This is a genomic window from Streptomyces sp. NPDC048277 (genome assembly GCF_040652235.1).
GTDB lineage: Bacteria > Actinomycetota > Actinomycetes > Streptomycetales > Streptomycetaceae > Streptomyces.
In genome coordinates this window covers 60596-77846 of record NZ_JBEZLQ010000026.1, presented here as the reverse complement: position 1 = coordinate 77846, position 17251 = coordinate 60596, and the positions used below count along the sequence as shown (strand labels likewise).

Here is a 17251-nt window from a genome sequence, read left to right as displayed (position 1 = left end):
GCCCGTCAGGCGCGGTACAGGGCCTCGACCTCGTTGGCGTAGGCGTTCTCGATCGCCTTGCGCTTCAGCTTCAACGACGGGGTCAGCAGCCCGTGTTCCTCGGTGAACGGCTGCGCGAGGATACGGAACGTACGGATCGACTCGGCCTGTGAGACCAGGGTGTTGGCGGCCACCACCGCCCGCCGCACCTCGGTCTCCAGGTCGGCGTCGCGCACCAGCTGGGCCGCGGACATCTGGGGCTTGCCGCGCATGGTCAGCCAGTGCTCGACCGCCTCGGTGTCCAGGGTGACCAGGGCGGCGATGTAGGGGCGGTCGTTGCCGACGACGATGCACTGGTTGACCAGCGGATGGTCGCGGACCCGCTCCTCCAGGACACCGGGGGAGACGCTCTTGCCGCCGGAGGTCACCAGGATCTCCTTCTTGCGGCCCGTGATGGTCAGATAGCCGTCCTCGTCCAGCGAGCCCAGGTCGCCGGTGGCCAGCCAGCCGTCGTGCAGGGTGGCGTCGGTGGCCTTCTGGTTGTTGAGGTAGCCCTGGAAGACGTTGCCGCCGTTCAGCCAGATCTCCCCGTCGTCCGCGATGTGCACGGTGGTGCCGGGGATGGCCTGGCCGACCGTGCCGTACCGGGTGCGCTCGGGCGGGTTGGCGGTCGCGGCGGCCGTCGACTCGGTCAGGCCGTAGCCCTCGTAGATGTGCACCCCCGCGCCGGCGAAGAACAGGCCGAGCCTGCGGTCCATCCCCGAGCCGCCGGACATGGCGTTGCGGATCCGGCCGCCCATCGCCGAGCGGACCTTGGAGTAGACGAGCTTGTCGAAGAGCTGGTGCTGCATCCGCAGCCCGGCCGACGGCCCGGGACCGGTGCCCCACGCCTTCGCCTCGACCGCGTCCGCGTACTTCACCGCGATCTCGACCGCCTTCTCGAACGGCCCGCCCTTGCCCTCCTTCTCCGCCTTCCGCCGGGCCGCGTTGAACACCTTCTCGAAGATGTACGGCACGGCCAGGATGAACGTCGGCCGGAACGCGGCCAGATCGGGCAGCAGCGCGGCCGCGTGCAGCTGCGGCTGGTGACCGAAGCGGACGCCGTGCCGGATCGCGGCCACCTCCACCATGCGCCCGAAGACATGCGCGAGCGGCAGGAAGAGGAGAGTGGAGACCTCCTCGCCCTTCTTGGCGCGGAACACCGACTCCCAGCGCGCCACGACCGTGTCCGCCTCGAACGCGAAGTTGCCGTGCGACAGCACACAGCCCTTCGGGCGGCCCGTGGTGCCGGAGGTGTAGATGATCGTGGCGACCGAGTCGGGGGTGACCGCCTGCCGGTGCCGGTGCACGATCTCGTCGTCGAGGTGGGCGCCGGCGTCGTAGAGCTCCTGCACCGCGTCCGAGTCCAGCTGCCAGAGCTGGCGCAGTTGCGGCAGCCGGTCGATGACGGTGGCGATCGTCATCGCGTGGTCCTCGTGCTCCACGATCGCGGCCGTGCACTCGGCGTCGTACAGCATCCAGAAGCACTGCTCGGCCGACGAGGTCGGGTAGACCGGCACCACCTGGGCGCCGATCGTCCACAGCGCGAAGTCGAAGAGGGTCCACTCGTAGCGGGTGCGGGACATGATCGCGACCCGGTCGCCGAAGCGGACGCCCCGTGCGAGGAGCCCCTTGGCGAGGGCCAGGACCTCGTCGCGGAACTCGGCCGAGGTCACGTCACGCCAGTGGCCGAGCTCGTCCTTGCGGCCCAGGGCGATGTGCAGCGGGTCCGTCTGGGCATGCTCGAACACACAGTCGGCCAGGCCGCCCACCGGCGGCGCCGACGCCAACGGCGGGTTGGTGAACTCGCGCAAACCCCGCTCCCCGCTTCTCGCTCCACAGTGACGGTCGTGACGCTCCGCAGCACAGCGCCGTGAAAGCTACCCCACCGGAAGACCGTTCGGGAGGGGGTGCGAAAACGAGCATTGCTCTCGTATGGTCCCGCCCGCGTCCGGAAAATACGCTCACATGGGGAAGGGTCGGACAGAATCCTTACGGTTCAGTAGGTTTCGGCTCCGTAATCTCCACTGAATCTGTACGACCCGATTACCGCCCCCATCTGGTTACCGACCGGTCAGATGCCCGGCACCGAAGTGCTCTCTGAAGACAGCGCCGCCGTGGCCGATTTCGTCACTCCGCGCGCACCCGTAGTGCGGGCGATCAGGGTGAGCAATCATGGTGACCCGGTGAAATCCGACGGGGGGCGTCATGCTGGAGCTGGAATCCGACACATTGGATCAGCTGGACGTGCAGCTGCTCTGCGCGCTCGAGGTCGACGGCCGTGCCTCCTTCAGCCGGATCGCCGCCGTGCTCGGCGTCTCCGACCAGACGATCGCCCGCCGCTACCGGCGGCTGTGCGCCGAGGCCGGACTGCGGGTCGTCGCGGTCCGCGACGCCGACCGGCTGGGCCAGGACCAGTGGATGCTCCGGCTGCGCTGCGCACCCGACAGCGCCACCGTGATCGCCGACGCGCTCGCCAAACGCCCCGACACCGCCTGGATCGGACTGGCCTCCGGCGGCACGGAGATCGTCTGCATGACCCGGCCGCGCCATCCGGGCGACCACGACGACCTGCTCCTCGGCAAGCTTCCGCGCACGCCGAGCGTGGTGGAGATCCGGGCGCAGCAGCTGCTGCACCGGTTCTACGGCGGGCCGAACGGGTGGGTCCAGAAGTTCCGCGCGCTGTCCCAGGAGCAGGTCGCCGCGCTGCGGCCGCCGTCGCCGGAGGGCGACGGACCTGCGCGGCTGGAGCCCGAGGACGCGCCGTTGCTCGCCGCGCTGGAACGGGACGGCCGGGCGACCTACCCGGAGCTGCAGCGGGCGACGGGGCGGTCCGAGTCGTCGGTCAAGCGGCGGCTGGCCGCGCTGATCGCCTCCGGGGCGGTGTACATCGATGTCGAGTACCGGTCCGAGGTGCTGGGCTATCCCATGACCGCGCTGCTGTGGATCACCACGGCGCCCGCCGCGATGCACTCCGTGGGGGAGGCGCTGGCGGGGCACGAGGAGGTGGCGTTCGCCGCGGCCACCGCCGGGCCGTCCCATGTCGTCGTGACGGCGGTCCTTCGGGACACGGCCGGTCTGTACGGGTACCTGAGCGGGCCGGTGGGGCGGCTGGACGGGGTGCAGCATGTGGAGGCGATGCCGTTTTTGCGGAGGGTGAAGCAGCTGACGTATCAGGGGTCGCGTTGAACACTGCGGCCGGTGGGGGCTGGTCGCGCCCACGCGGCGGTAGCCGCACATCGATTCAGCCCCGCGCCCCTGCGGGGCGCAACTGCTCGCCTCCTTTCAGGATCGCCGCCGTCAGTGCGTCCGCCGCCGTCTGCGCCGGTGACCGTCTCGGGCCGTGTACGAGGACGAAGTCGACCTTGCCCAACTCCGGCAGGCCCGCCCGGTCCGGGACCCGGAACAGGCCCGGTGGGATCAGGCCCCTTGAGTGGGCCATCACTCCCAGGCCCGCCCTCGCCGCCGCGATCAGGCCGTTGAGGCTGCCGCTCGTGCAGACGATGCGCCAGTCGCGGCCCTGGCGTTCCAGCGCCTCCAGGGCCAGGGCGCGGGTGATGCCCGGCGGGGGATAGACGATCAGCGGGACCGGGCGGGCGGCGTCCAGGCGGAGCCGTTCCGCTCCGATCCAGACCAGGTCGTCGTGCCAGACCAGCTCGCCCAGCGGGTCCTCCGCGCGCCGCTTGGCCAGCACCAGGTCCAGCTTTCCGGCGGCCAGCTGCTCGTGCAGCGTGCCCGAGAGCTCCACCGTCAGTTCGAGGTCGACCTCAGGGTGGTCGTAGCGGAAGCCCTCCAGGATCTCCGGCAGCCGGGTGAGGACGAAGTCCTCCGACGCGCCGAAGCGGAGCCGGCCGCGCACCCGGGTGCCCGTGAAGAACGCCGCCGCCTGCTCGTGCACCTCCAGGATCCGGCGGGCGAACCCCAGCATCGCCTCGCCGTCCTCGGTCAGCTCCACGGAGTGCGTGTCGCGGGAGAACAGCTGGCGGCCGGCCGCGTCCTCCAGCCGGCGCACATGCTGGCTGACCGTCGACTGGCGCAGCCCCAGGCGGCGGGCGGCCTGGGTGAAGCTCAGCGTCTGGGCCACCGCCAGAAAGGTGCGCAGCTGGGAAGGGTCGTACACTCGAACATGTTATCGCGGAACGTGATGGCAGTCAGAGCGGTATACCGGATTCCCGATCACAGTGGTGAGGAGGACGATGGAGAGGGGCTCTCCGGGCCGGGTGGGCCCCGGCGAGAGCGCAGCAGGACCCCTGGCCCGACCGACCCCGACGATCCGCAAGTGGAGCACCGTGAAACGCCTGAGCCGGCCCAGTTGGCTGCCGATCGACCCGTACGTCCTGCTGCTGCTCGGGACGGTGTGTCTCGCCGCGCTCCTCCCGGCCCGGGGCACGGCCGCCGATGTGGCCTCCGGCGCCTCCACGGCCGCGATCGCCTTCCTGTTCTTCCTCTACGGCGCCCGCCTCTCCACCCGCGAGGCCGTCGACGGGCTGCGCCACTGGCGGCTCCATGTCACGGTCCTGGTCTGCACCTTCGTGGTCTTCCCGGTGCTCGGCCTGGCCGCCCGCGGACTCGTCCCGGTCCTGCTCACCCATCCGCTCTACCAGGGCTTCCTCTTTCTGGCCCTGGTCCCCTCGACCATCCAGTCGTCGATCGCCTTCACCTCGATCGCCCGGGGCAACGTGCCCGCGGCGATCTGCGCCGGCTCCTTCTCCTCCCTCGTCGGCATCGTCATCACCCCGCTGCTCGCCGCGGCCCTGCTCGGCAACAGCGGGGGCGGCTTCTCCGCCGACTCGATGGTCAAGATCGTGCTCCAGCTGCTGGTGCCGTTCGTCGCCGGACAGCTGCTGCGCCCCTGGATCGGGGGCTTCGTCACCCGGCACAAGAAGGTCCTCGGCCTGGTCGACCGCGGCTCGATCCTGCTGGTCGTCTACACCGCGTTCAGCGAGGGCATGGTCCGGGGCATCTGGCATCAGGTCAGCGCCGTCCGGCTGGGCGGACTCCTCGTGGTCGAGGCCGTCCTGCTCGCCGTGATGCTCCTGCTGACCTGGTACGGCGCCAAGGCGCTCGGTTTCGGCCGCGGGGACCGGATCGCCATCCAGTTCGCCGGGTCGAAGAAGTCACTCGCGTCCGGGCTGCCCATGGCCAGCGTCCTGTTCGGCGCCCATGCCTCACTGGCCGTGCTGCCGCTGATGCTCTTCCACCAGATGCAGCTCATGGTCTGCGCGGTCATCGCCAAGCGCCGCGCCCACGACCCGGAGGCCCAGGAAGAGGCCGTACCCCCGGTCACCCCCGTGGCGGAGTCACGGCCGGCCGTCGGCACCGGGACGCCCGGCCGCTGAGCCACGGGTCAGGGACGCAGCACGACCTTGCCCAGGTTGGCCCGCGACTCGATCACCGCGTGCGCCCGCGCCGCCTCCGCCAGCGGGAACTCCCCGTGCACGGCGGGCCGCACCGCACCTTCCGCGAACAGCCGCCACAGCTCCTGACGCCACTCCTCGTACAGCGCCGGCCGCTCGCGTGCGATCCGGGCCAGCTGGAAGCCGCTCACCGACTTCGCGCCGACCAGCAGGTCGTACGCCCGGACGGTCCCGCCGCCAGAGCTGTACGCCACCAGCCGGCCGCCCGGGGCCAGCGCGGCCACGGCCGGGGTGAGCAGGTCGCCGCCGACCGCGTCCAGGGCGTAGTCGGCCGGGGTGTCCCAGTCGTCGTCGGTGTACGTCACCACCGCGTCGGCGCCCAGGCCGCGGACGAAGGGCGCCTTCGCCGGGTCGGAGACGGCGCCCACGACACGGCCCGCTCCCCGGGTCCGGGCGAGCTGGACGGCCAGGTGGCCGACTCCGCTCGCCGCCGCCGTGACCAGGGCCGTCTCGCCCGGTTCGGGACGGGCCGCCGTCAGGGCGCCGAGGGCGACCAGGCCGCTGCGGACCAGGGCGACCGCGTCGACGGCGGACGCCGTGCCGGGGACGGGAGAGGCCATCGCCTCCTGCAGGAGGGCGAAGTCGGCATAGCCGTGGCCGAAGCACAGGCCCGTCACCCGGTCGCCGGTACGGAAACGGGTGACATCCGCGCCGACGGCCACCACCTCGCCGGCGATCTCGCCGCCCAGCGCTGTCGGCTCCGGCGCCTCGGTGACCTTGCGGACCACGGGCAGCGTGATCCCGACCGCCTCGCAGCGCACGAGCAGTTCACCGGGGCCGGGCCGGGGGGCGGGGACCTCCTCCAGGAACAGGGGGCCGCCGGTGGACTCGTACCGGACGCGACGCATCGCACCTCCGTGGAGCGAGAGATTCATTGGGAGTCCCAACGATAGAGCTTGGTCGTTGGGGAGTCCAATGATTTTTCGTTGGGAAGGCCAATGGAATCTTGGCTAGGCTGCCCCCATGGCCGAAGCCCCCCTCCTCGCGATCCGCTCCCTGCCCAGCTGGCTGCTCGGCCGGGCCGCCGCCCGTGGCCGGGCCCTCGTCGCCGAGGCGCTCGCGGAGCACGGCATGCGGATGTGGCACCACGTGGTGCTCTCCGCCGTACGCGACCTCGCCCCCGTCGCCCAGGCCGACCTCGGCCGGTCCGTCTCCCTCGACCCCAAGGACCTCGTCGGCGTCCTCAACGACCTCCAGGGGGCCGGGCTCGTCGTCCGCGCACCCGACCCCGCGGACCGTCGCAAGAACGCCGTGTCCCTCACGGACGAAGGGAGCCGCCTGCTCGCCCGCTGCGAGGAGGCGGCACGCGCGGCCAACGACACGCTGCTCGCCCCGCTGTCGGCCGCCGAACGCGACCAGTTCACGGGCCTGTTGATCCGGATTTCCGGTACGGACGGCTCATGACGGCTAACGTTCCGTCATGACCGCACCCCTGGCGCTCGATCCGACGCGCACCGCCCTCGTCCTCGTCGACCTGATGGACCGCATCGTCGCGCTGCCCCTGGAGCCCCGCAAGGGCACCGAAGTCCTGCAGACCGCCGAGGAGTTGGCCGCCGGCTTCCGCGCGGCCGGCGCACCCGTGGTGCTCGTCCGCGTGGAGCGGCCCTCCCTCGCGGAGCAGCCGCCGGGCAGCGGACTGGTCGCCGGACTCCTGCGGGACGGGGACGTGGAGATCGTCAAGCGCACCATCGGCGGCTTCCAGGGCACGGAGCTGGACGCCCGGCTCCGCGGGCTCGGCGTCACCCGGCTGGTGTTCGGCGGTATCGCCACCAACCTCGGCGTCGAGTCCACCGCCCGCGCCGCCGCCGACCTCGGCTACGACCTCGTCTTCGTCGAGGACGCCATGGCCGCCCTCACGGCCGCCGAGCACGAGGCCTCGGTCCGCCTGGACTTCCCGCGCCTCGGCACGGTCGTCAGCGCGGCCGGCGTACGCCTCACGCCCGCGTGACCGCTCAGACCAGCGTCCCGCCCCCGTCCACGACCACCACCGACCCGGTGCTGTAACCCCCGCGCATCAGGTACAGATACGCCTCCGCCACATCCGCCGGCTCGCCGACCCGCCCCACCGGCAGCGACTCGGCGGACGACCGGAACAGCCCCTCCCGGTCCGCCTCCGGCACCTCCCGCCACAGCTCGGTCCGCACCAGCCCCGGCGAGACCACATTGACCCGCACCGGCGCCAGCTCCACGGCCAGCGCCCGGGTCAGCGACTCCATCGCCCCGCACAACGCCGACGCGACACTCGAACCGGGCAGCGGCCGACGGCCCGCCGTGCCCGTGGTCAGCACCACCGACCCGCCCGGCCGGACCGACCCGGCGCCGTACTTCACCGCCGTGTACGCACCCCACAACCGCGTGTCCAGGAAGTCCCGGGCCCGTGCCACGCTCGTCTCGGCCACGCTCCCCAGCAGCAGCGCGTCACCCGCCGTGTACACCAGGTGGTCGTACGCGCCGACCCGCGCGAAGAAACCGCGGACCGCGTCCTCGTCCGACGCGTCCAGCACCTGCCCCTCGGCGCCCTCGGGCAGCACCTTCAGTGCCGCGTCCACGTTCTCCTGCCGGCGCGAGGCGACGACCACCTGCGCGCCCTCCCGTGCCGCGCCCCCGGCGACCGCGAGCCCGATGCCCGACGTGCCCCCGATGACCACGACACGCTGTCCCTGCAGACCCATGACCGATCCCTCTCCCAGCCGGTGTTCCGTCCCGTTCGGACGGTTCCAGCCTGCGGTCCGGCGACATCGGCCGTCCAAGACCTCTTCCGGTGGTGGCGATACCCTGAAGGCATCGCCACCGCCACCGCCATTGCCGGAAGGAGCCGCGGTCATGGACCTGGATCTGCGCAAGGTCCGCTACTTCGTGGCCGTCGCCGAACTCCTTCACTTCGGCCGGGCGGCCGAGCGGCTGCACATCGCGCAACCGGTGTTGAGCCGTCAGATCCGCGCGCTGGAGAAGGACTTGGGCGCCGAGCTGTTCGTCCGGGACAGCCACGGCGTGACCCTGACCGACGCCGGACACCAACTCCTCGACGACGCACGCCAGTTGCTGGCCCTCGCCGACGGCACCCGGCGTCGGGTCGCGCAGTCCGCGGGTGGCCGGCGGAGGCTGGTCGTCGGCTTCCGAGCCGGGGTCGTCGTCACCCACGCGCTACGCGCCTTCGCCGCCGCACACCCGGACGTCGAAGCGGCCGCCCGCCGCGTCGAGTGGGACGACCAGGAACAGCTGATCCTGGACGGCACCGTCGACATCGCCTATGTACGGCTGCCGGTCCGCGAGGACGGACTCGAACTGCGCCCCCTGTACAGCGAGCCCCGCGTGGCCATGCTCCCGGACCGGCACCGGCTCGCCGGGAAGCAGGAGATCGCCCTCGCCGACCTCGACGGCGAGCAGTGGCTGCGCTACAACGATCCCCGGCCCGGCGACCTGCCGCTGCGCACCATCGAGGAGAAGTTCGAGTGCGTGGCCGCCGGCACCGCCATCACGATGGTGCCCCGCTCGGCCGCCGAGCAGTACTCCCGCCCGGACATCGTCTACGTCCCGGTCACCGACGCCGAACCCGACCGGGTGCTCCTTGCCTGGGCGGCGGGCCGGCACTCCCCGCTGATCGCCGCGTTCGCCGAGGCCGCGGCGGCCGTCGCGGCACCCGACTGAGGCGGGGCCCCTGCGGCGCAGGGGGCGCTCCCCGCCGGTCGGGGCCCCGCCGCCGTGCCGCGGCGAGCCGTATCAGCCCTGGGCGGCCGCGGTCCGCAGGGCGATGCGGTCCTCGCCCGCGTACACGTTCATGTTGCTGCCCCGCAGGAAGCCGACCAGCGTCAGACCGGTCTCCACCGCCAGGTCCACCGCCAGCGAGGAGGGTGCCGAGACCGCCGCGAGGAGCGGGATGCCCGCCATCACGGCCTTCTGCGCCAGCTCGAAGGAGGCCCGCCCGGAGACCAGCAGGATGGTGCGGGACAACGGCAGGTCGCCGTTCTGCAGGGCCCTGCCGACCAGTTTGTCCACCGCGTTGTGCCGGCCGACGTCCTCGCGGATGTCCAGCAGCTCGCCGTCCTCCGTGAACAGGGCCGCCGCGTGCAGCCCCCCGGTCCGGTCGAACACCCGCTGCGACGCGCGGAGCCGGTCGGGGAGGCTCGCGAGCAGTTCGGGCTCCACCCGGACCGGGGGAGTGTCGGCTATCGGCCAGCGCGCCGTCGTACGCACCGCGTCGAGGCTCGCCTTGCCGCACAGCCCGCAGGACGAGGAGGTGTAGACGTTCCGCTCCAGGGTGAAGTCGGGCAGCTTGACGCCCGGCGTCGTCCGTACGTCGACGACGTTGTAGGTGTTGGAGCCGTCGACGGTGGCGCCCGCGCAGTAGACGATGTTCTGCAGATCGCCGGCCTCCGCCAGCACCCCCTCGCTCACCAGGAACCCGGCCGCCAGCGCGAAGTCGTCGCCGGGCGTGCGCATCGTGATGGCGAGGGGCTTCCCGTTGAGTCTGATCTCCAGCGGTTCCTCGGCGACGAGCGTGTCCGGCCGGGCGGAGACCGCTCCGTCGCGGATCCGGATGACCTTGCGTCGTTCCGTGACTCGTCCCATGTCCTGATCAGCCCCGGTTCTGTACGTGCTGGTAGCCGAAACGGCCCTTGATGCAGAGGTTGCCGTGGGTCACCGGGTTGTCGTGCGGCGAGGTGACCTTGACTATCTCATTGTCCTGCACGTGGAGCGTGAGGTTGCAGCCCACACCGCAGTACGCGCACACGGTCGTCGTCTCCGTCTGCCGCGACTCGTCCCAGGTACCCGCGGCCCGCATGTCGAACTCCGACTTGAACGACAGCGCCCCGGTGGGGCAGACCTCCACGCAGTTCCCGCAGTAGACACAGGCGGAGTCGGTCAGCGGGGCGTCGTGCTCGACCGCGATCCGGGCGTCGAAACCGCGCCCGGACACGGAGATCGCGAAACTGTTCTGCCACTGGTCGCCGCAGGCGTCCACGCACTTGTAGCAGAGGATGCACTTGCCGTAGTCGCGTACGTACAGATCGTTGTCGACCCTGGGCTGGTCGTCGAGGCGGGCCGCGGCGGGGCCGAAGCGGTCCGGCTTCGCCTCGTACTCCTTGAGCCACCCGGCGACCCGGGGCGTGGTCGAGAGATCCACCGAGGAGGCCAGCAGCTCCAGGACGATCTTCCGGCTGTGCCGGACACGTTCGGTGCCGGTCCGCACGACCATCCCCGGCTCGGCCTTCCGGGAGCAGGCGGGTACCAGGGTCCGGGCCCCCTCCACCTCGACCACGCACACCCGGCAGGCGTTCTTCGGGCGCAGGGTGTCGCCCTCGCACAGCGTCGGGACGTCCTTCCCGGCCGCCCGGCAGGCGTCCAGGATCGTCGAGCCCTCCGGGACCCGCGCCTCCTGCCCGTCGATCGTGAACTCCAGCAGCCGGCGCGGGATCCCCAGCGGTGTGACGGTCATTCGTACGCCCCCAGACGGTCGATGGCGGATTCCACGGCGTTCCACGCGGTCTGCCCGAGACCGCAGATCGAGGCGTCCCGCATCGCCCGGCCCACCTCGCGCAGCAGCGCGACGTCCCCGGCCGCCTCGGCCCCCGTGCGTGCGACGATCCGGTGCAGCGCCTCCTCCTGCCGGACCGTCCCGACCCGGCACGGCACGCACTGCCCACAGGACTCGTCCCGGAAGAACCGGGCTATCCGCAGCAGGAGCCGGGGAAGGGGCACGGTGTCGTCGAAGGCCATCACCACACCCGAGCCGAGCGTGGTGCCCGCCTCCCGGGTGCCCTCGAAGGTGAGGGGGACGGCGAGTTCGTCCGGCCGCACGAAGCCCCCCGCGGCTCCGCCGAGCAGCACCGCCCGCAACCCGCCGTGCACCGCCGCCAGTTGCAGGAGCTCACCGAGCGTGGCGCCGAAGGGGAGTTCGTAGATGCCGGGGCGGGCCACGCTCCCGGACACGCAGAAGAGCTTGGGGCCGGTGGACTTGGCGGTCCCGATCGCCGCGTACGCCGGGGCGCCCATGGTCAGGATCGGCAGGACGTTGACCAGCGTCTCCACGTTGTTCTCGACCGTCGGCTTCCCGAACAGCCCCTTCTCCACCGGGAACGGCGGCTTCGAGCGCGGCTCGCCCCGGTATCCCTCGATGGAGTTGAACAGGGCCGTCTCCTCACCGCAGATGTACGCCCCCGCGCCCCGCCGGATCTCGATGTCGAAGGCGAAGCCCTGACCGAGGACGTCGTCCCCGAGGAAGCCACGGGCGCGCGCCTGGTCGATCGCGTGCCGCATCCGCCGGATCGCCCGCGGATACTCGCCGCGGAGGTAGAGGAAGCCCCGGTGCGCGCCGATCGCATACGCCGCGATCGTCATCGCCTCCACCAGGGCGTACGGGTCGCCCTCCATGATCACGCGGTCCTTGAAGGTGCCCGGCTCCGATTCGTCGGCGTTGCAGACGAGGTAGTGCGGGCGGTCGGGCTGGGACGCCGTGGCCTGCCACTTCCGGCCGGTCGGGAAGGCGGCGCCGCCGCGCCCGACCAGACCGGAGTCCGTGACCTCCCGGATGACCCCGGCGGGGCCGAGGCCGAAGGCCCGGCGCAGGGCGGTGTAGCCGCCGTTCGCGCGGTAGTCGTCGAGGGAGGACGGGTCGACCACGCCCACCCGCCTCAACAGGGTCAGACCGTCCTGCCCGGCCTGGGGTACGGCCATCGCGGCCGGCGGTTCCTCCGGCGCCGAGTCCGGTGCGGTGGCCGCGAGGACGGCCGTTTCGACCGTCGCCGGGGCCGACACCGCCGTACGCACCGGATCACCGGCCCGGACGGCCAGGGCGGCCGGGGCGCGCTCGCACAGTCCGAGGCAGGGGCTGCGCTCGACGTGGACACCCCCGTCGAGGGCTTCCTCCACGCCGGCGCACAGGTCCGCGGCCCCGGCCGCCGTGCACGCCAGGTCGGTGCAGACGTGCAGAACGGTCGCCGGGCGGGGCTTGACGGAGAACATCGAGTAGAAGGTGGCGACGCCGTAGGCCTCCGCCGGGGGGACGGTCAGACGGCGGCACAGATAGTCGAGGGCGCCCTCGCTGATCCAGCCGATCCGGTCGTTGACGGCGTGCAGCCCCGGCAGCAGCAGGTCGCGGCGGTCCCGGGCCGCGCGGCCGCCGCGTGCCCACCGCAGATCCTGATCGGAACGGTCCGCGCCCTCCCAGGAGGACTCCGGAGGGCCCAACAGGGCGTCCACGGCGGCCCGTTCCTCGTCCGTCGGTTTGCTGTCGCCGAAGTGCAGGTCCACTTGCGTCACCTCACGATGGTCGCGACCGGGAGCTTCTCGATACGGATCGCCGACGCCTTGAACTCCGCCGTCCCCGCGATCGGGCAGTTGGCCTCGATCGTCAGCTGGTTGGTGTCCACCTCGTCGGGAAAGTGCATGGTCATGAAGGCGAGGCCGGGGCGCAGGGCCGTGTCGATCCAGACCGGGGCCACGACCGCGCCCCGCCGCGAGGACACCCGGACCTCCTCGCCGACCACCACCCCGTACCGCTCGGCGTCCTCCGGGCACAGCTCGACGTACTCGCCGCGCCGCAGCGGGGAGGCGTAACCGCCGCTCTGGACACCGGTGTTGTAGGAGTCGAGCCGTCGCCCGGTGGTGAGCCGGATCGGGTACTCGTCGTCGGTGAGATCGACCGGCGGATCGTGCTGGACCAGCCCGAAGGGGGCCGGCAGTCCGCGCCTGGCCGGGTCCTTCTCCCACAACCGGCCGTGCAGGTACGTCGGTTCGAGCCGCTCGGTGCTCGGGCAGGGCCACTGGATGCCCTGGTGCTCGACGAGCCGGTCGTACGTCATCCCGTAGTGGTCCGGGGAGACCGACCGCAGCTCGTTCCAGACGGCCTCCGCGTCGGCGTACTTCCAGTCGTGGCCGAGCCGGGCCGCCAGCTCGCAGAGGATGTCGATGTCCTCGCGGGCCTCGCCGGGCGGGGTCACGGCCCGGCGCACCCGCTGAACGCGCCGTTCGCTGTTGGTCGTCGTACCCTCGGTCTCCGCCCAGCCGGCGGTCGCGGGCAGGACGACGTCGGCCAACTCGGCCGTCTTCGTGAGGAAGATGTCCTGGACGACCAGGAAGTCGAGGGCGCCCAGCCGCCGCACCGCCTGCTCGCTGTCGGCCTCCGACTGGGCGGGGTTCTCGCCGATGCAGTAGACCGCCTTCAGCGAGCCCTCCTCCATCGCCTCGAACATCTCGGTGAGGTTCAGCCCGTAGTGCGGCCGGATCACCGTGTCCCAGGCCGACTCGAACTTCAGCCGGACACCGGGGTCGAGGATGTCCTGGAAGCCGGGCAGACGGTTGGGGATCGCGCCCATGTCGCCGCCGCCCTGCACGTTGTTCTGGCCGCGCAGCGGCTGCAACCCGGCGCCCCAGCGGCCCACTTGGCCGGTGAGCAGGGAGAGGTTGATCAGGGCGCGGACGTTGTCGGTGCCGTTGTGGTGCTCGGTGATGCCGAGGGTCCAGCACAGCTGGGCGCGCTCGGCGCGGGCGTAGGCGTGCGCCAACTCCCGTATCGCCGCGGCCGGTACGCCGGTCACCTTCTGGGCGAGCGAGAGCGTCCATGGTTCGACCAGCGCCTTGTACTCCTCGAAGCCGGTCGTCGCCCGTTCGATGAACGCCTCGTTGGCCAGACCCGCGTGGATGATCTCGCGGCCGATCGCGTGCGCCATGGGGATGTCCGTGCCGACGTTCAGCCCGAGCCAGCTCTCCGCCCACTCCGCGGTCGAGGTGCGGCGCGGGTCGACGGCGTACATCCGGGCGCCGTTCCTGATCCCCCTGAGCACGTGCTGGAAGAAGATCGGGTGCGCGAAGCGGGCGTTGGAGCCCCACATCACGATGACGTCGGTGTGCTCGATCTCCTCGTACGACGACGTGCCGCCGCCGGAGCCGAAGGCGGCGCTCAGCCCGGCCACGCTCGGGGCGTGACACGTCCGGTTGCAGGAGTCGACGTTGTTGGTGCCCATCACCACCCGGGCGAACTTCTGGGCCACGTAGTTCATCTCGTTGGTGGCGCGGGCACAGGAGAACATCCCGAACGCGTCCCGGTTGCGCTCCAGGCCGCGCGCCGCCCGGTCCAGGGCTTCCTCCCAGCCCGCCTGCCGGAAGGGCTCGTCGCGTGCGTCCCTGACCAGCGGGTGGGTGAGGCGGGTGTAGGTCTTCGGTGCACGCTTCCTCATGCGGCGCTCCTCGACGGTCATGCGGCGCTCCTCAGCGCGAGCAGGTCCGAGATGGCGTGCACGGTGCGCAGGGTGGGCACCTCCACGCCGGTGATCTCCGCCAGTTCGACGACGGCCGCGAGCAGGACGTCGAGTTCCAGCGGCTTGCCGCGCTCCAGGTCCTGGAGCGTGGAGGTGCGGTGGTCGCCGACCTTCTCGGCGCCCGCGAGCCGGCGTTCTATGGAGACGCCGACCTCGCAGCCGAGCGCCTCGGCGACGGAGAGCGTCTCGCGCATCATGATCTCGATGACCCGGCGGGTGCCGCCGTGCAGACACATCTGCCGCATGGTGGCGCGGGCCAGCGCGCTGATCGGGTTGAAGGAGATGTTGCCGAGCAGCTTGAGCCAGATGTCGTTGCGCAGGTCCGGCTCCACCGGGCACTTGAGCCCGCCGCTCTGCATGGCCTCGCTCAGCCGCAGACAGCGCGTGGACACCGTGCGGTCCGGTTCGCCGATCGAGAACCGGGTGCCCTCCAAGTGCCGTACCACGCCCGGGGCTTCGAGTTCGGTGGCCGCGTAGACGACGCAGCCGACGGCGCGTTCGGGGGCGAGCACGGCGCTGACGGCTCCGCCCGGGTCGACGCTTTCGACGCGGTGGCCGTCGTACGGGCCGCCGTGCCGGTGGAAGTACCACCAGGGGATGCCGTTCTGGGCGGCCACCACCGCCGTGTGCTCGTGCAGCAGCGGCCCGATCAGCGGCCCGCACGCCGCGTACGAGTTGGCCTTCAGGCCCAGGAAGACATAGTCGGCCGGGCCGACCTCGGCCGGGTCGTCGGTGGCGTGGGCGTGCGCGGTGAAGTCGCCGCGCGGGCTCAGCACCCGTACTCCGTACTGCCTCATGGCCGCCAGATGGGGTCCACGGGCGATGAGATGCACATCGGCGCCCGCGCGGTGGAGCGCGGCACCGACATAGGCGCCGATCGCACCGGCGCCGAGGACTGCGACTTTCACGGAACACTCCGTTCGGTTTGAGGGATACCGCGGAGGTGGTCGGGGGAGGAGACTGACCGAATCGTGTCGACGAAATATTGTCTACAGTATGGGGTCGTGGTCGACAAGGGTTCGGGCAGTGACCGTTCGGCGCATTCTGGATACCGCTCATCGCATACGATCGAGCCGTTGGGTTCTCAACTACCCAGGAGCGGCCCTACCGTTCGGGATTCATGAGCAGCCCCCCTGTAGCACCGCCGGGCTGGAGCCGCTGGCTCGTCCCGCCCGCCGCCCTCTCCGTCCATCTCTCCATCGGCCAGGCCTACGCCTGGAGCGTGTTCAAGCCGCCGCTCGAATCCGCGCTGAACCTGAGCGGCACCGAGAGCGCGCTGCCCTTCCAGCTCGCGATCGTGATGCTCGGTCTGTCGGCCGCGTTCGGCGGCACCCTCGTCGAGCGCAACGGACCGCGCTGGGCCATGACCGTCGCCCTGATCTGCTTCTCCACCGGCTTCCTGATCTCCGCGCTCGGCGCCGAGACGAAGCAGTACTGGCTGATCGTCCTCGGCTACGGCTTCGTCGGCGGCATCGGTCTGGGTATCGGCTACATCTCGCCGGTCTCCACATTGATCAAGTGGTTCCCGGACCGGCCCGGCATGGCCACCGGAATCGCCATCATGGGCTTCGGCGGCGGCGCGCTGATCGCCTCGCCCTGGTCCGCCCAGATGCTCTCGTCCTTCGGCAGTGACAACGATGGCATCGCGCTCGCCTTCCTGGTGCACGGGCTGTCGTACGCCGTCTTCATGACCCTCGGCGTGCTCCTGATCCGCGTCCCGCGTACCGAGAAGCCGGTCGCGGACGCGCCGAGCGCCTTCGAGGGCGTGCAGGTCTCCGCGAACAGCGCGATCCGCACCCCGCAGTTCTGGTGCCTGTGGGTCGTGCTCTGCATGAACGTGACCGCGGGCATCGGCATCCTGGAGAAGGCCGCCCCGATGATCACGGACTTCTTCGCCGGGAGCTCCACCCCGGTGACGGTGTCCGCGGCGGCCGGGTTCGTCGCCCTGCTGTCCGCCGCCAACATGGCGGGCCGCATCGGCTGGTCGTCCACCTCCGACCTGATCGGCCGCAAGAACATCTACCGCGTCTACCTCGGCGTGGGCGCGCTGATGTACCTGCTCATCGCGCTCTTCGGCGACTCCTCCAAGCCGCTGTTCATCCTCTGCGCGCTGGTGATCCTCTCCTTCTACGGCGGTGGCTTCGCGACCGTCCCCGCCTATCTGAAGGACCTCTTCGGCACCTACCAGGTCGGCGCCATCCACGGTCGGCTGCTCACCGCCTGGTCCCTGGCCGGTGTGCTCGGGCCGCTGATCGTCAACTGGATCGCCGACCATCAGAAGAGCGCCGGCAAGCACGGCGCCGACCTGTACACCCTGTCCTTCTCCATCATGATCGGCCTGCTCGTCGTCGGGTTCATCGCCAACGAACTGGTCCGGCCCGTCGACGCCCGCCATCACATTCCCGCCCCGAGGGAGGCCACCGATGTCGAACGAGAGCAACCCGCCCAGTCCTGACCGGCGGTGGCTGATCGCGGTCGCCTGGGTCTGGGTGGGCGCGCCCTTCGCCTACGGGGTGTACGAACTCGTACAGAAGGCGACACAGCTGTTCAACGGGTGAA

16 protein-coding genes are annotated in these 17251 nt (G+C 71.3%); 7 read left to right on the top strand and 9 right to left on the bottom strand.

Annotated features, from left to right (window positions below):
* Positions 1 to 5: 5 nt before the first annotated feature.
* Complete coding sequence (locus AB0D85_RS40380) at positions 6 to 1832, bottom strand: long-chain fatty acid--CoA ligase (RefSeq protein WP_362332093.1); 1827 nt, start codon at positions 1830 to 1832, stop codon at positions 6 to 8.
* Between the two features lie 394 nt (positions 1833 to 2226).
* Between AB0D85_RS40380 and AB0D85_RS40375 the strand changes: the two genes are divergently transcribed.
* A complete protein-coding gene (locus AB0D85_RS40375; protein WP_362332090.1) occupies positions 2227 to 3207 on the top strand; it encodes an Lrp/AsnC family transcriptional regulator in 981 nt (326 codons plus the stop codon).
* A gap of 55 nt (positions 3208 to 3262) precedes the next feature.
* Here AB0D85_RS40375 and AB0D85_RS40370 read toward each other — a convergent pair whose 3' ends face one another.
* Positions 3263 to 4138 (bottom strand): LysR substrate-binding domain-containing protein, encoded by an 876-nt coding sequence (locus tag AB0D85_RS40370; protein WP_362332087.1) that lies wholly within the window; start codon positions 4136 to 4138, stop codon positions 3263 to 3265.
* Between the two features lie 169 nt (positions 4139 to 4307).
* On the opposite strand from AB0D85_RS40370, the gene AB0D85_RS40365 reads away from it, so the two are divergent.
* Positions 4308 to 5357 carry a bile acid:sodium symporter family protein gene (locus tag AB0D85_RS40365; protein WP_362332084.1) on the top strand — a complete coding sequence of 350 codons (1050 nt, stop codon included), beginning with the start codon at positions 4308 to 4310 and terminating at the stop codon, positions 5355 to 5357.
* 8 nt (positions 5358 to 5365) lie between these two features.
* Here AB0D85_RS40365 and AB0D85_RS40360 read toward each other — a convergent pair whose 3' ends face one another.
* Complete coding sequence (locus tag AB0D85_RS40360; RefSeq protein ID WP_362332081.1) at positions 5366 to 6283, bottom strand: zinc-binding dehydrogenase; 918 nt, start codon at positions 6281 to 6283, stop codon at positions 5366 to 5368.
* 115 nt (positions 6284 to 6398) lie between these two features.
* Here AB0D85_RS40360 and AB0D85_RS40355 point away from each other — a divergent pair, with 115 nt between their 5' ends.
* Positions 6399 to 6839, top strand: a complete 441-nt coding sequence (locus AB0D85_RS40355; RefSeq protein ID WP_362332078.1) for a MarR family winged helix-turn-helix transcriptional regulator — start codon at positions 6399 to 6401, stop codon at positions 6837 to 6839.
* Between the two features lie 16 nt (positions 6840 to 6855).
* Complete coding sequence (locus tag AB0D85_RS40350; RefSeq protein WP_362332075.1) at positions 6856 to 7383, top strand: isochorismatase family protein; 528 nt, start codon at positions 6856 to 6858, stop codon at positions 7381 to 7383.
* Between the two features lie 4 nt (positions 7384 to 7387).
* Here AB0D85_RS40350 and AB0D85_RS40345 read toward each other — a convergent pair whose 3' ends face one another.
* On the bottom strand, positions 7388 to 8107 hold the full coding sequence (locus AB0D85_RS40345; RefSeq protein WP_362332072.1) for an SDR family oxidoreductase: 720 nt from the start codon (positions 8105 to 8107) through the stop codon (positions 7388 to 7390).
* A gap of 151 nt (positions 8108 to 8258) precedes the next feature.
* On the opposite strand from AB0D85_RS40345, the gene AB0D85_RS40340 reads away from it, so the two are divergent.
* On the top strand, positions 8259 to 9083 hold the full coding sequence (locus AB0D85_RS40340; protein ID WP_362332069.1) for a LysR substrate-binding domain-containing protein: 825 nt from the start codon (positions 8259 to 8261) through the stop codon (positions 9081 to 9083).
* Between the two features lie 72 nt (positions 9084 to 9155).
* On the opposite strand, the gene fdhD is transcribed toward AB0D85_RS40340, so the two are convergent.
* Genes fdhD through AB0D85_RS40315 form a run of 5 tightly spaced genes read right to left on the bottom strand, consistent with a single transcriptional unit; the run spans position 9156 to position 15600 of the window.
* Positions 9156 to 10004 (bottom strand): formate dehydrogenase accessory sulfurtransferase FdhD, encoded by an 849-nt coding sequence (gene fdhD, locus AB0D85_RS40335; protein ID WP_362332066.1) that lies wholly within the window; start codon positions 10002 to 10004, stop codon positions 9156 to 9158.
* A gap of 7 nt (positions 10005 to 10011) precedes the next feature.
* Positions 10012 to 10872 (bottom strand): 2Fe-2S iron-sulfur cluster-binding protein, encoded by an 861-nt coding sequence (locus AB0D85_RS40330; RefSeq protein WP_362332063.1) that lies wholly within the window; start codon positions 10870 to 10872, stop codon positions 10012 to 10014.
* Positions 10869 to 12686, bottom strand: a complete 1818-nt coding sequence (locus AB0D85_RS40325) for an NAD(P)H-dependent oxidoreductase subunit E (protein WP_362332309.1) — start codon at positions 12684 to 12686, stop codon at positions 10869 to 10871. The genes AB0D85_RS40330 and AB0D85_RS40325 overlap by 4 nt, the downstream gene beginning before the upstream one ends.
* 5 nt (positions 12687 to 12691) lie before the next feature.
* Complete coding sequence (locus AB0D85_RS40320; RefSeq protein WP_362332060.1) at positions 12692 to 14611, bottom strand: molybdopterin-dependent oxidoreductase; 1920 nt, start codon at positions 14609 to 14611, stop codon at positions 12692 to 12694.
* Positions 14612 to 14628: 17 nt separating this feature from the next.
* Entirely contained in the window at positions 14629 to 15600 is a 972-nt protein-coding gene (locus tag AB0D85_RS40315; RefSeq protein ID WP_362332057.1) for a 2-dehydropantoate 2-reductase, read from the bottom strand.
* Positions 15601 to 15812: 212 nt separating this feature from the next.
* Here AB0D85_RS40315 and AB0D85_RS40310 point away from each other — a divergent pair, with 212 nt between their 5' ends.
* Both AB0D85_RS40310 and AB0D85_RS40305 read left to right on the top strand, forming a co-directional pair.
* Positions 15813 to 17147, top strand: a complete 1335-nt coding sequence (locus AB0D85_RS40310; RefSeq protein WP_362332054.1) for an OFA family MFS transporter — start codon at positions 15813 to 15815, stop codon at positions 17145 to 17147.
* The gene (locus AB0D85_RS40305) at positions 17116 to 17250 is read left to right on the top strand and encodes a hypothetical protein (protein ID WP_362332051.1); all 135 of its coding nucleotides are present in this window, start codon (positions 17116 to 17118) and stop codon (positions 17248 to 17250) included. The genes AB0D85_RS40310 and AB0D85_RS40305 overlap by 32 nt, the downstream gene beginning before the upstream one ends.
* Position 17251 lies beyond the last annotated feature (1 nt).